Origin of the sequence: Streptomyces sp. NPDC001668, from assembly GCF_042893155.1 — a bacterium.
In the GTDB taxonomy this organism is placed as follows: domain Bacteria; phylum Actinomycetota; class Actinomycetes; order Streptomycetales; family Streptomycetaceae; genus Streptomyces.
Genome location: NZ_JBIAUQ010000001.1, coordinates 307,169 through 320,220, shown reverse-complemented (window position 1 = coordinate 320,220; position 13,052 = coordinate 307,169). Strand labels below are relative to the sequence as shown.

Sequence of the window (13,052 nt, the reverse complement as noted above, 5' to 3'; positions counted from 1 at the left end):
GCACCGTCGCCCCGCCCGGCTGACCACCGACCGTCCCCCCTCAAGAAACGAGTACCGCCAGCATGACCGCCGCCCCGTCCGGCCCGGCCTTCTCCGTCCACGACATCCCGTTCAGCACGTACGGATCCTGGTTCGGCATCTCCCCCGTGGTGGCGGAGAAGACGTACGCCGAGGACCTCCACCTCGTCTCGCACCAGAACGGCATGCACGCCGTCCTGAGCTTCGTCCCCCTCGATCCCGCGACGGGCGACCGCGCCGAGACCCGCGTCGAGGCCACACCGGCCCTGCTGACCTGGACCGGGGCGGCCGGACGCGTGGATCTCACCTACGAGTCGCCGGACACCGTACGGCTGCGCGGTGCGGGTGTGCCACTGCGGATCTCGGCGGCGGCCCCGGCGCTGACCCCGTTCAGCGGCACCTACTTCTACCGCGACCCGGTGGACGGAGCCCACACGTTCACCTCCTACGAGACCGGGCGCCGCTACCGGATCACCGTGCTGTCCGGCACGGTCGCCGAGGTGTCCGGCTCCCAGGCCCTGGGCGCCGGGGACCGCGGTCTCACGGTCGCCGCCGAATCCGACGGATCGTGGGAGGTCGCGGTCGAGGAACTCGACAGCGCGCGTCGGCCCTACCGCACCTCGGCGGCGTTCGGCGAGGTCATGGAGGCCGCGCGGCGATCGTTCGCCGAGTTCGCCGACACGGTCGCCCCCTGGCGCTCGGACGACACTCCGGCCGCCGAACTCGCCGCCTACGTGGTGTGGTCGGCGACCGTCCGCCCGGCCGGCCAGGTCACCCGGCCCGGTGTGCTGATGTCCAAGCACTGGATGGACAAGGTCTGGAGCTGGGACCACTGCTTCAACGCCCTGGCCCTGGCCCCCGGCTGCCCCGAACTGGCCTGGGACCAGTTCCAGTTGCCCTTCGACCACCAGGACGAGACCGGAGCCCTGCCCGACTCCGTCACCCACTCGGAGGTCCTCTACAACTTCGTCAAACCGCCCATCCACGGCTGGGCCCTGGGCCACCTGCGCACCCGGCTCACCGAACCTCTCGAACCGGCGCAACTGGCGGAGGCGTACGACAGGTTGACCCGCTGGACGGACTTCTGGCTCACCGCCCGGCGCGCCCCCGGCGCCGCCCTGCCGCACTACCAGCACGGCAACGACAGCGGCTGGGACAACGCCACCACCTTCGACCCCGGACGCCTCGCCGTCACCGCCGACCTCACCGCGACGCTGATCCTCCAGCTCGACGAACTGGCCCGGCTGGCCGCCGAACTGGGCTTCCCGGAGGACTCCCGGCACCGCACCGAGACAGCCGACGCCCTCCAGGCCGCCCTGCTGGACGAGCTGTGGGACGGCGAACGGTTCCTGAGCCGCCCGGCCCACGGCGGAGCCCTCTCCCCGAGCGCGAGCCTGCTCGACCTGATGCCGATCGTGCTCGGCGACCGCCTGCCCGCCAAAGTCCACGACCAGTTGGCCGCACGGATCGAGGCCCACCTCACCGCCCACGGCCTGGCGACCGAACACCCCGGCTCCCCGCACTACGAGTCCGACGGCTACTGGCGCGGCCCGATCTGGGCCCCCGCCACCGTCCTCATCGAGGACGGCCTGCGCCGCGCCGGGCACGACCGGCTCGCGGACGAGATCAGCGCCCGCTTCCGCGCCCTGTGCGAAACCTCCGGTTTCGCCGAGAACTTCGACGCGCTGACCGGCGAGGGACTCCGCGACCGCGCCTACACCTGGACCGCGAGCAGCTATCTGCTGCTCGCCCACGACCACCGCCGACGCCGTTCGGAGACCGCGGCCGACACCACTGTCGCCTGACCGAAGAGCGACAACCCACCCACACGTCCGGCACGGGGGCCGGCGCAGCAACAACCAGCCACATCCCTGAAGGGACGTAAGGACATGCCACGAATCGGGCAAAGGCGCTCGACCAGCAGACGCCTTCTCCACGGCATCACCAGGACGCTGCTCCCGCTGACCGTCATAGCCGGCGTCACCACGATGGCGACGCCGGCCTCCGCCGCCACCCCCACCCTCACCGTCGATCTCGGCACCACCACCGGCGCCTTCCGCGGCGGCGCCTCCGGGGCGCTGTACGGCCTGTACGGGCAGGACGTGCCGACGAACAACCTCATCGAGGGGATGGGGCTTAAGACCACCAACACCAAGTACCAGGACGGTCAGCAGCACCCCGGCTCGGACGCCCTGGAGATCGCCAAGCCCTTCACCGACAGCGGCGGCGGGGACGTCTTCATCTACATGACGGACGTCTACCGGGCCAACTACGAGCGCACGAGCTACTCGGCCTACCAGGCGACCATGAAGACCCAGGTCGAGCAGGCGATGGCCAGCCCCTACGCGAGCCACATCGTCTTCATCCCCTACAACGAGCCCGACCTGAACTGGTTCAGCGGCATGCGCACCAACTCGACCGCGCAGGCCAACTTCAACGCCGAGTGGCTCCAGACCTACAACTTCATCAAGGGCATCTGGCCCGCGGCACGCCTGGCGGGACCCAACCTCTCCAGTTACAGCGACTCCGCCCTCAGGAGCTTCCTCACCTACTGCAAGGCCAACAGCTGCCTGCCCGACGTGGTGACCTGGCACACCCTGGGCAGCCCGGCGGACGTCCGCAACACGGTCAACACCTACCGCGCGGCGGAGACCGCCACGGGCATCACCTCCCCGATCACCGTCAACCTCAACGAGTACGCCCACCGCTACCACCTGACCGACCCCGGCCAGATGGTCCAGTGGATCGCGGGCATCGAGGACGAGAAGATCGACGGCAACCTGCCGTACTGGAACATCAACGGCAACCTCGGCGACTCCGCCGCCGCCCAGAACACCCCCAACGCCCAGTGGTGGCTGTACAACTGGTACAGCTCCATGAGCGGCAACACCGTCAAGGTCACCAGCACCGGCGCCAACGCCGCCTACACCCTTCAGGGTCTGGCGAGTCTGGACACGGCCAAGAAGCAGGCCCGCGTCATCCTCGCCGGGGGCGGTACCAGCGGTGACTCCAGCACGGTCATCAAGGGCATCGACCCCGCGGTCTTCGGCAGCACCGTGCACGTCAGCGTGTTCCAGGACCGCTACAGCGGCTACATCGGCGCGGCGGCCACCCCGACCCGGCTCTCCGACGCGGACGTCGCCGTGGGCTCCGACGGCTCGATCACCCTTCCCCTCACCCTCGACGCCATGTCCGCCTACGAGGTGATCGTCTCCCCGGGCGGCACGGGCAGCAGCACCGCATCCGACAGCACCTGGACGGGCACGTACGAGGCCGAGAACGCCACCCTCAGCGGCAGCGGCTACAACATCAACACCGAGGGCACGACCGGCAACGTCGGCAAGTTCGCCACCTCCGGCACCAAGGACGTCGGAGGCCTGCGCACCGGCTCGACCACGGTGATCTCCTTTCCCGTCAACGTTCCCACCACCGGGGACTACACCCTGTCGGTGTTCGGCAACAGCTACGCCAAGGACGCCGACGTCAAGGGCCCGACGGACGTGTACGCGCGGGTCGACGGCGGGGCCTCGACCAGGATCGACATACCGGTGGGCTTCCAGTGGGTGGTGTGGGGGCACAGCGACGCCACCGTGCACCTGACCGCCGGCAGCCACACCATCACCCTGGCCACCACCGGCGACAACGGCGCGAAGACCACCGGTGACGCCATCATCGACAAGATCGACCTGCGGTACCAGGACGCCTCCGTCCAGGGCACCACGCTCTACGAGGCCGAGCAGGCCAACCTGTCCGACAGCGGCACCGCCACCTACACCTCCCAGGGCCAGTCCGGCGCCGGCGCGGTGAACCTCACCTCCGGCAAGTCCGCGACCTTCTGGGTCTACTCCGCGCGGGACGGATACGCCGACCTGACGGCCCGCTACCGCAACACCGGCCAGGCCGCCCTCACCGTCAACGGCCAGACCACCAACGACCAGACCCTCTCCGGGGCGACGACCGGCGCCTGGTCCACCTCGACCAACCGGGTGTACCTCAACGGCGGCGTCAACAAGGTCAAGGTGACCGGCAGCAGCGGCACCCTGTCCCTGGACGACCTGGCCGTCACCCCGTTCAGCGCCACCGACGCCGTCACCACCGGAAACGTCGTCACCTACCAGGCCGAGAACGGCACGCTCACCGGCACCGCGGCCACCGACACCACCTACAGCCAGGCCAACGGCGGCGTCGTCACCGGCATCGGCAACGGAACCGCCAACTCCCTCACCCTCAACGTCAACGCGCCCACGGCCGGCACCTACGCCATGACCATGCGCTACGCCAACGCCGAGGAACTGCCCTCCAACCACTACAACCCGGACCTGTACGCCGAGCACGCCGACGTCAGCGTCAACGGCGGCAGCGCCACCCGCGTCAACTTCGCCAGCACCCTGCACTGGAACCAGTTCGAGGACTACACCGTCCCCGTGACCCTCACCAAGGGCGCCAACACCGTCAAGTTCACCGCCTCGCAGCTCTACAACTACGACGGCACCACCATCGGGCTGGTCTACTCCGGCGGCGGCAGCGACATCGGGCAGCCCATGCGCTCCAGCTCCGCACCCCACCTCGACCAGGTCTCCTTCGCCCCCGCGAGCCTGCACATCGGCGCCTCCACCGGCTTCTCCTCCACCGCGGTCGCCCAGCACAGCCAGCTCTGCCTCGAAGACCCGGCCAAGTCCACCGCCGACGGCACCCAGTACCAGCAGAACACCTGCGGCACCGGCCAGGAGCAGATCTTCGACTTCCACCCCGTCGCCGGTACGACCGACACCTACACCGTCGTCAACCACTCCAGCGGCAAGTGCCTGGACGTCTCCGGCCTCTCCACGGCCGACGGGGCCGCCGTCCAGCAGTGGACCTGCCTCAACGGCACCAACCAGCGGTTCACACTGAGAGCGGTGACCGCGCTCGGCAACAGCCACGACTACCAGCTGGTCGCCGTGCACAGCGGCAAGTGCGTCGACGTCAGCACCATCTCCACCGCGCCCGGCGCCCTCGTCCACCAGTGGACCTGCGACACCGGGAGCACGCTGACCACCAAGAAGAACCAGATCTGGCGGCTGCTCGGCAAGAGCTGATCAGCGGCGGATCCACCCCGCACGCACTTCGAAGGGGCCCGGCCTGACGACCGGACCCCTTCGGCTTTTCCCTCCCCGTCAGAACCCCCGCGATCCCCCCGGATCCCCCTCCAAGAGTCCTGATGCCAAGTACGACCGGCGAGGTGGGGGAAGGGTTGTACGGGTCCACGGATTTTTTTGTCAGTGCCCGGCCCTAGGTTTCCTCCATGACTCCTGACGAGATGCGAGAGAGATTAGGGCCCTTCCGTGACAAGGCGCTCGCGCGTGGGATACCCGCCGAGGACGTGGAGCGGTGGATGCACACCGCCCGGCCCTGCGCGACGCTGGCCGAGGACGGGGACGGGCCGGTGGTGGGGCGGTTCGGAGGGCCGTTGACGCTTCCGGTCGGGACACCGCACCCCTTCCACCCCTTCGTCGCGTCCATCGACCTCGCGGCCCTGCCCACCGGTGCGACGGACCTTCCGCTGCCGCCCGACGGCCACCTGCTGCTGTTCGCCTATCCCGAGGACTTCGGCGACGGGGACACCATGGGGAGCGTGGTGTACGTCCCCGTGGGGACCGCCGTGGAGGAGCGGGACAAGGAGGGGTGGGCCTGGTTCGACAACGACGACGAGTACCAGGAGGTCTTCGCGCGGTTCCCGCAGGAGCGGCTCCGGGCGACGGTCGACGTCTCGCTGCCGTACCACCACTGGGTCGAGATGCCCGAGGAGCCCCGCTGGGTACCGCTCCCCGGGCATCCGCGCTCCGGGGAACTGGCCGCGGTGTGGCGCGAGACCCACGGCGACATCGCCTCCTCGGGGCGGCTCCAGCTCGGTGGGTACGCCGACGAGGAGGCCATCGACACGGACCCCGTCGGGCAGGCCATGTCGTACGCGGTCGACGAGGCGCGGGCGGGGCGCTGGGGCGGCGGCGAGCCGGTGTCGGCCGACCTCGCGGACTGGGTCCTGCTCGCCGACTGGACTCCCTGGATCGACGGGCTGGAGGGCGCCACCGTCCACTGGGCCATCCAGCGCGCGGACCTGGCCGCCCGGCGCTTCGACCGCACGTTCACGACGGTGTTCCGGAATCCGTAGGGCTCACGGTCCCCACCCCGGGCTCGGCGGGGCGGGGACCGAGCAGCCGTCACAGGGTGTGCGTCACGAACCGTTCCGCCGTCTCCGCGAGGACCTCGCGGCCGTCTCGGGCCCACAGGGCGTCGTTGAACAGCTCGACCTCGATGGCGCCGGTGTACCCGGCCGCCTCGACGTACCGCTGCCACTCCCGCATGTCGATCGCGCCGTCACCGATCTGGCCGCGGCCGTTGAGGACGCCCTCCGGCAGCGGGGTCGTCCAGTCCGCGAGCTGGAAGGTGTGGATACGGCCGCCCGCGCCCGCCCGGGCGATCTGCGCGGGCGCGTTGTCGTCCCACCAGATGTGGTACGTGTCCACCGTGACGCCGACCTGCTGGGCGGGGAAGCGCTCCGCCAGGTCGAGGGCCTGGGTGAGCGTGGAGACCACACAGCGGTCGGAGGCGTACATGGGGTGCAGCGGCTCGATGGCCAGCTTCACGCCCTGTTCCTCGGCGTACGGGCCGAGGACGGACAAGGCGTCCGCGATGCGTTCGCGGGCGCCGTGCAGGTCCTTCGAGCCGGCCGGGAGGCCGCCGGAGACCAGGACCAGCGTGTCGGTGCCGAGGGTGGCCGCCTCGTCGACCGCGCGCCGGTTGTCGTCCAGCGCCGCGGCCCGCTCGGCCGGGTCGATCGCCGTGAAGAAACCGCCGCGGCACAGGGTGGTGACCGTGAGGCCCGCGTCGCGGACCAGCTTGGCCGTCTCCTCCACGCCGTACGACCGGACGGGCTCGCGCCACAGGCCGACGTTGCCGATGCCCAGCTCGCGGCAGGCGTCGACCAGTTCCGGGATCGACAGCTGCTTGACCGTCATCTGGTTGATGGAGAAGCGGGACAGGTCGGTCACTGGGTCACCCCGTACAGGGACAGCAGGTTCTTCATGCGCTCCTCGGCCAGCTTCGGGTCCGGGAACAGGCCCAGGCCGTCGGCGAGTTCGTAGGCGCGCGCGAAGTGCGGGAGGGAGCGGGCCGACTGGAGGCCGCCGACCATCGTGAAGTGCGACTGGTGACCGGCCAGCCAGGCGAGGAAGACCACGCCCGTCTTGTAGAAGCGGGTCGGCGCCTGGAAGAGGTGCCGGGACAACTCGACCGTGGGGTCGAGGAGTTCACGGAAGCCCTTCGCGTCACCCGTGTCCAGGACGCGGACCGCCTCGGCGGCCAGCGGGCCCAGCGGGTCGAAGATGCCGAGCAGGGCGTGGGAGAAGCCCTGGTCGTCGCCCGCGATCAGCTCGGGGTAGTTGAAGTCGTCGCCGGTGTAGCAGCGGACGCCCTGCGGGAGGCGGCGGCGGATGTCGATCTCGCGCTGGGCCTCCAGGAGCGAGACCTTGATGCCGTCGACCTTGTCGGGGTGGGCCGCGATGACCTGGAGGAAGGTGTCGGTCGCCGCGTCCAGGTCGGACGAGCCCCAGTAGCCCTTCAGGGCCGGGTCGAACATCGGGCCCAGCCAGTGCAGGATGACCGGCTCGGTGGCCTGGCGCAGCAGGTGGCCGTAGACCTCCAGGTAGTCCTCGGGACCCTTGGCAGCGGCCGCGAGGGCCCGGGAGGCCATCAGGATGGCCTGGGCGCCGGACTCCTCGACGAGGGCGAGCTGCTCCTCGTAGGCCGCGCGGACCTCGTCCAGGGTGGCGGGGCCGGTGAGCTGGTCGGTGCCGACTCCGCAGGCGATGAGTCCGCCGACCGACTTGGCCTCGGCGGCGCTGCGGCGGATCAGCTCGGCCGCGCCCGCCCAGTCCAGACCCATCCCGCGCTGGGCGGTGTCCATCGCCTCGGCGACGCCGAGCCCGTGCGACCACAGGTGGCGGCGGAAGGCGAGGGTGGCGTCCCAGTCGACGGCGGCGGGCGAGTCGGGCGTGGTGTCGGCGAACGGGTCGGCGACGACGTGCGCCGCCGAGAAGACCGTACGGGAGGTGAAGGGGGTGCCGGGGGTGGCGGCGAGGGGTTCCTTGCGGGGCTCGTAGGCCCTGAAGCCCCCCTTGGAGTCCGGGAGTTGGATCGTCACAGCGAGATCTCCGGTACGTCGAGACGGCGGCCCTCCGCCGAGGACTTCAGGCCCAGTTCGGCGAGCTGGACACCGCGGGCGCCGGCGAGGAGGTCCCACTGGTAGGGGGCGTCGGCGTAGACGTGCTTGAGGAAGAGCTCCCACTGGGCCTTGAAGCCGTTGTCGAAGTCCGCGTTGTCGGGGACCTCCTGCCACTGGTCGCGGAAGACCTCGGTGGCGGGGATGTCCGGGTTCCAGACCGGCTTGGGGGTGGCCGAGCGGTGCTGGACGCGGCAGTTGCGCAGCCCGGCGACGGCGGAGCCCTCCGTCCCGTCGACCTGGAACTCGACGAGCTCGTCGCGGTTGACGCGGACGGCCCAGGAGGAGTTGATCTGGGCGATCGCGCCGCCGTCCAGCTCGAAGATGCCGTAGGCGGCGTCGTCGGCGGTGGCGTCGTAGGGCTTGTCGTTCTCGTCCCAGCGCTCGGGGATGTGGGTGGCGGTGAGGGCCTGGACCGACTTCACGCGGCCGAAGAGCTCGTGGAGCACGTACTCCCAGTGCGGGAACATGTCGACAACGATGCCACCGCCGTCCTCGGCGCGGTAGTTCCAGCTCGGGCGCTGGGCCTGCTGCCAGTCGCCCTCGAAGACCCAGTAGCCGAACTCGCCGCGGATCGAGAGGATCCGGCCGAAGAAGCCGCCGTCGATGAGGCGCTTCAGCTTGAGCAGGCCGGGCAGGAAGAGCTTGTCCTGGACGACGCCGTGCTTGATGCCCTTCGCCTCGGCGAGGCGGGCCAGCTCAAGGGCGCCGTCGAGGCCGGTGGCGGTGGGCTTCTCGGTGTAGATGTGCTTGCCGGCGGCGATCGCCTTCTTGATGGCCTCCTCGCGCGCGGAGGTCACCTGGGCGTCGAAGTAGATCTCGACGGTCGGGTCGGCGAGGACCGCGTCCACGTCGGTGGAGACGTTCGCCGGGTCCAGGCCGTGCTGCTCGGCGAGGGCCTTCAGGGCGTGCTCACGGCGGCCGACGAGGATCGGCTCGGGCCACAGCACGTTGCCGTCACCGAGGTCGAGACCGCCCTGCTCGCGGAGGGCGAGGATCGAGCGGACGAGGTGCTGGCGGTAGCCCATGCGCCCCGTCACACCGTTCATGGCGATACGCACCGTCTTGCGTGTCACGTCATTCCCTTCATAGGAGTCGTACGCGGTTGTGCGCGCCGCGCACGCTCCACTGATGAGCGTTACAGCAAGCGCTTTCTATCTAGGTAGAAGCTAGCCTCTGACCAGCGGTCTGGACAAGAGCGCGACAGGGGTGAGTTGTTCGAGGGGGCGAACAACTCAGGGTAATGGGCTTAAGGTCGGCTCGGAACCGGGCCATGGGCGCCCGCGTGTACGACGGAGTACGACTGAGATGCGCTGCGGCGCGCGACCGGAGGACGACGAGATGACGGTGACCCTGGCGGACGTGGCGGCCCGCGCCCAGGTCTCCCCCGCGACGGTGTCGCGCGTACTGAACGGGAACTACCCCGTGGCCGCGTCCACCCGTGAGCGGGTGCTGCGGGCCGTGGACGAGCTGGACTACGTGCTGAACGGTCCGGCGAGCTCGCTCGCCGCCGCCACGTCGGATCTCGTCGGGATCCTCGTGAACGACATCGCCGACCCCTTCTTCGGGATCATGGCCGGCGCGATCCAGTCCGAGATCGGCGGGCCGGGCGGACGCGCGGGCGGGGAACGGCTGGGTGTGGTCTGCAACACCGGGGGGTCTCCGGAGCGGGAGCTGACCTATCTCACCCTGCTCCAGCGGCAGCGGGCGGCGGCGGTCGTACTGACGGGCGGGGCGACGGAGGCCGCGCCGCACAAGGCGGCGATGTCCGCGAAGCTGCGGAAGCTGGCGGACGCGGGGACGCGGATCGTGCTGTGCGGGCGGCCGCCGGCGCCGGAGACCGGGGCGTTCGCGCTGACCTTCGACAACCGGGGCGGGGGCAAGGAGCTGACGGAGCACCTCATCGGGCTCGGGCACCGCCGCCTCGGGTACATCGCGGGCCCCGAGGAGCGCACGACGACCCGGCACCGGCTGGAGGGCCACCGGGCGGCACTGGAGGCGCACGGGATCGAGGAGGACCCCCGGTGGACCGTGCACGGCCGCTACGACCGGCGGTCCGGGTACGAGGCCACGCTGGAGCTGCTGCGGCGGGATCCGTCGCTCACGGCCGTCGTCGCCGCGAACGACTCCGTCGCGCTGGGGGCGTGCGCGGCGCTGCGGGACTCCGGGCTGCGGATTCCGGACGACGTGTCCGTCGCCGGGTTCGACGACCTGCCGTTCAGCATCGACGCGGTGCCCGCGCTGACGACGGTGCGGTTGCCGTTGGCGGAGGCGGGGGCCCGGGCGGGACGGATCGCGATGGGGCGGGAGGAGCCGCCGCCCGGGGGGATCGCTACGGTTCGGGGGGAGTTGATGGTGCGGGGGTCTTCTGGGGCGCCGCGGGCCTGAGTTCGGGTTGGGTGGCGGGGGTCGGTCGTTGCTGCTTCGTTGGCGGGTGCGGGGCGGTGGGGGCGGTCGCGCAGTTCCCCGCGCCCCCAGGGGGGTTGGGAGCCCCCACGCCCCCAGGGGGGTTGGGAGCCCCCACGCCCCCAGGGGGGTTGGGGGAACCCCCTGTTACCCGGCCGCCTTTCTCGCCGCCTCCTCCACCCGGTTCCGGTACTGCTCCCACCAAGTCCCGTCCCCCGGCGCCATGTTGTCGCCCTCCGACCGCTGGCCCACCGAGCCGTCCGCGAGTTCGCGTACGACGTCGGCGTGGCCGACGTGGCGGTGGCTCTCGGCGATCATGTGGATCAGGATGCGGTGGAGGGTGAGTTCGGAGTGCGGGGGCCCGGGGACTCGGCCGACGGTGTCCAGAGGGAGGGCGTCGAGGGTCTCGTCCGCGTGGGCGCAGGCCCGGCGGTAGCCGTCGATTATGTGTTCGCGGCTCTCGTCGGGGGTCGCCCACAGGTCGGCGTTCGGTTCGGCGGCGCCGGTGATCCACAAGGGCTGGGCCCCGGGGAGCGGCCGGCCGAAGGTCTCGCCGAAGTAGAGGGCCTCGGCACCGGTGAGGTGCTTCACCAGTCCCAGGAGGTTGGTGCCGGTCGGAGTGAGGGGGCGGCGGACGTCGTACTCGGAGAGGCCGTCGAGCTTCAGGAGCAGGGAGTCGCGGGCGTCCTGGAGGTAGAGGCGGAGGTCGGCGGCGGGGTCCGTGGTGGTCATCGGACCAGTCTGTCGGCGGCGTGATCGCTGTCCACCGAATATGGGGGCGGCCAGGTCCTCGGACCGTCCGTTGTCAGTGGCCCCGTCTATCGTCCGGGCATGGTCTTTTCCCTTCCCCACGGGCTGCCCACCGGGCGGTTCGAGCGACGAGGTCCGACGGAGGTCTGGATCTCCGACGAACTGCCGGGCGGCATAGAGGAGTTGTGGGCGGATCTGCTGAGGCAGGCCGCCGTCACCGGGCTGCACCCTCACCTGTGCTGGCCCAACGACCCCGCACGGCCCGCGGATCCGGTCGCCGCCGACGCCGTACGCCTGGACGAGGTCCTCGCGGCCGACTTCGCGGAGTACCGGGAGCAACGGCTGCCGGCCTGGTCCGATCCCTCCCCCGCGGAGCCCTCGGACGACACCCCGGAGGACGTCGAGCCCTGGCCGCACGATCCGGGGCCGCCGTTCGAGAACTGGCCGGGGCTCGCGCCCGCCGCTCCGGACACCGGTGCCGGTCCGGGGCCCGAGGAGGTGGCGGGCCGTACCGTCGCGGATCTCCTGCGCACCGGGCCGTACGCGAGCTCCCTCAGCCTCGTCCTCGTCCCCGCCCGCAGCTCCGCCGACGTGCCGGCCGTGATCGGCTGGACCGATGACCCGCCGATGCCGCTCATGGGAGCCCTGCTGCGGAGCTGGGAGGAGCGGTTCGGGGCCCGGGTCGTGGCCGCGTACGGCGGCGAGCTGTATGTCTCCGTCGCCCGGCCGCCCCTCGACCCGGCGGATGCCGAGCGGCTCGCCCTGGAGCATGTGCTGTCCACCGCGGACAACATCGTGGACGACCCGCCGACGCCGTTCCCGGAGTACGCGCGCGAGCTGGTGGGGCGGACGCAGTGGCGTTTCTGGTGGGACTGAGCCGGAGGACGCCGTACGCTCCCCGCACCGATGAGTTCCGTGCCCCGCGCCGGTCTGTACTGCCGTAATCGACCAGGAATCGGAGTGAGTCCCCATGCGCATCGTGGTCAGTGAGTTCATCAGTCTGGACGGGGTCGTGCAGGCGCCCGGCGGGCCCGAGGAGGACACCGACGGCGGGTTCGCGCACGGCGGCTGGTCGCACCCCTACTTCGACCCGGAGGTGCTCGGTCCGGCGTTCACGGAGGGGATGGAGCGGGCCGAGGCGCTGCTGTACGGGCGGCGGACGTATCTCACGATGGCGGGGGCCTGGCCGGAGCGCGCCGGGGACCGGTTCGCCGACCGGCTGAACTCCCTGAAGAAGTACGTCGTCACGGACACCCTCGACGACTCCGAGCTGACCTGGAACAACACCGAGCGGATCCCCGGCTCCGAGGCCGTCGCGCGGATCCGTGAGCTGCGGGAGCGCGAGGGCGGCGAGCTGGCGATGATGGGCAGCCCCACCCTCGTGCGCACCCTGATCAGCGAGGGGCTCGTCGACGAGCTCCAGCTCATCGTGATGCCGGTGGTCCTGGGCGGCGGCAAGTCGATCTTCCCGGAGGACGGGGCGAAGCGGCCGTTCGAGCTGGTGTCGACCGTCACCGGGAAGACCGGCGTGCAGGTGTGCGTGTACCGGCCCGCCACCGAGGAGTAGCCGCAGCGGGCGCGGACGTCCTACGCTCGGCTCATCGGTATCTCTGACTGA

The 13,052-nt window shown here is 70.9% G+C and carries 10 protein-coding genes; 6 read left to right on the top strand and 4 right to left on the bottom strand.

Annotation, left to right across the window (positions count from 1 at the left end; all coding sequences use genetic code 11):
• Nucleotides 1–62 precede the first annotated feature (62 nt).
• From ACFYZ8_RS01500 to ACFYZ8_RS01490, 3 genes are all read left to right on the top strand, one after another.
• Nucleotides 63–1,823, top strand: coding sequence for an amylo-alpha-1,6-glucosidase (locus tag ACFYZ8_RS01500; RefSeq protein WP_388536506.1), 1,761 nt, complete (start codon nt 63–65; stop codon nt 1,821–1,823).
• 84 nt (nt 1,824–1,907) lie between these two features.
• The gene (locus ACFYZ8_RS01495; RefSeq protein WP_359030340.1) at nt 1,908–5,096 is read left to right on the top strand and encodes an RICIN domain-containing protein; all 3,189 of its coding nucleotides are present in this window, start codon (nt 1,908–1,910) and stop codon (nt 5,094–5,096) included.
• Nucleotides 5,097–5,302: 206 nt separating this feature from the next.
• On the top strand, nt 5,303–6,169 hold the full coding sequence (locus ACFYZ8_RS01490; protein WP_388536504.1) for a DUF1963 domain-containing protein: 867 nt from the start codon (nt 5,303–5,305) through the stop codon (nt 6,167–6,169).
• A gap of 49 nt (nt 6,170–6,218) precedes the next feature.
• Here the strand turns inward: ACFYZ8_RS01490 and ACFYZ8_RS01485 are convergent, their stop codons facing one another.
• Genes ACFYZ8_RS01485 through ACFYZ8_RS01475 form a run of 3 tightly spaced genes read right to left on the bottom strand, consistent with a single transcriptional unit; the run spans nt 6,219 to nt 9,354 of the window.
• Entirely contained in the window at nt 6,219–7,049 is an 831-nt protein-coding gene (locus ACFYZ8_RS01485) for a sugar phosphate isomerase/epimerase family protein (protein ID WP_388536503.1), read from the bottom strand.
• Nucleotides 7,046–8,200: a dihydrodipicolinate synthase family protein gene (locus ACFYZ8_RS01480; RefSeq protein ID WP_388536501.1), complete on the bottom strand. Its 1,155-nt coding sequence runs from the start codon at nt 8,198–8,200 to the stop codon at nt 7,046–7,048. The genes ACFYZ8_RS01485 and ACFYZ8_RS01480 overlap by 4 nt, the downstream gene beginning before the upstream one ends.
• Nucleotides 8,197–9,354 (bottom strand): Gfo/Idh/MocA family protein, encoded by a 1,158-nt coding sequence (locus ACFYZ8_RS01475; RefSeq protein ID WP_388536500.1) that lies wholly within the window; start codon nt 9,352–9,354, stop codon nt 8,197–8,199. Before ACFYZ8_RS01475 ends, ACFYZ8_RS01480 begins: the two co-directional genes overlap by 4 nt.
• A 265-nt stretch (nt 9,355–9,619) precedes the next feature.
• On the opposite strand from ACFYZ8_RS01475, the gene ACFYZ8_RS01470 reads away from it, so the two are divergent.
• On the top strand, nt 9,620–10,666 hold the full coding sequence (locus ACFYZ8_RS01470) for a LacI family DNA-binding transcriptional regulator (RefSeq protein ID WP_359030346.1): 1,047 nt from the start codon (nt 9,620–9,622) through the stop codon (nt 10,664–10,666).
• A gap of 165 nt (nt 10,667–10,831) precedes the next feature.
• Here ACFYZ8_RS01470 and ACFYZ8_RS01465 read toward each other — a convergent pair whose 3' ends face one another.
• Nucleotides 10,832–11,416 (bottom strand): DinB family protein, encoded by a 585-nt coding sequence (locus ACFYZ8_RS01465; RefSeq protein WP_388536498.1) that lies wholly within the window; start codon nt 11,414–11,416, stop codon nt 10,832–10,834.
• Nucleotides 11,417–11,515: 99 nt separating this feature from the next.
• On the opposite strand from ACFYZ8_RS01465, the gene ACFYZ8_RS01460 reads away from it, so the two are divergent.
• Both ACFYZ8_RS01460 and ACFYZ8_RS01455 read left to right on the top strand, forming a co-directional pair.
• A complete protein-coding gene (locus ACFYZ8_RS01460; RefSeq protein WP_388536496.1) occupies nt 11,516–12,310 on the top strand; it encodes a DUF4253 domain-containing protein in 795 nt (264 codons plus the stop codon).
• Nucleotides 12,311–12,404: 94 nt separating this feature from the next.
• Entirely contained in the window at nt 12,405–13,001 is a 597-nt protein-coding gene (locus ACFYZ8_RS01455) for a dihydrofolate reductase family protein (protein ID WP_359030349.1), read from the top strand.
• Nucleotides 13,002–13,052 lie beyond the last annotated feature (51 nt).

What these genes read in the sequence shown, in the direction of transcription:
- ACFYZ8_RS01495 (WP_359030340.1), top strand. Translation starts at nt 1,908, where the DNA reads ATGCCACGAATCGGGCAAAGGCGCTCGACCAGCAGACGCCTTCTCCAC.
- ACFYZ8_RS01455 (WP_359030349.1), top strand. Translation starts at nt 12,405, where the DNA reads ATGCGCATCGTGGTCAGTGAGTTCATCAGTCTGGACGGGGTCGTGCAG.
- ACFYZ8_RS01500 (WP_388536506.1), top strand. Translation starts at nt 63, where the DNA reads ATGACCGCCGCCCCGTCCGGCCCGGCCTTCTCCGTCCACGACATCCCG.
- ACFYZ8_RS01470 (WP_359030346.1), top strand. Translation starts at nt 9,620, where the DNA reads ATGACGGTGACCCTGGCGGACGTGGCGGCCCGCGCCCAGGTCTCCCCC.
- ACFYZ8_RS01460 (WP_388536496.1), top strand. Translation starts at nt 11,516, where the DNA reads ATGGTCTTTTCCCTTCCCCACGGGCTGCCCACCGGGCGGTTCGAGCGA.
- ACFYZ8_RS01465 (WP_388536498.1), bottom strand. Translation starts at nt 11,416, where the DNA reads ATGACCACCACGGACCCCGCCGCCGACCTCCGCCTCTACCTCCAGGAC.
- ACFYZ8_RS01490 (WP_388536504.1), top strand. Translation starts at nt 5,303, where the DNA reads ATGACTCCTGACGAGATGCGAGAGAGATTAGGGCCCTTCCGTGACAAG.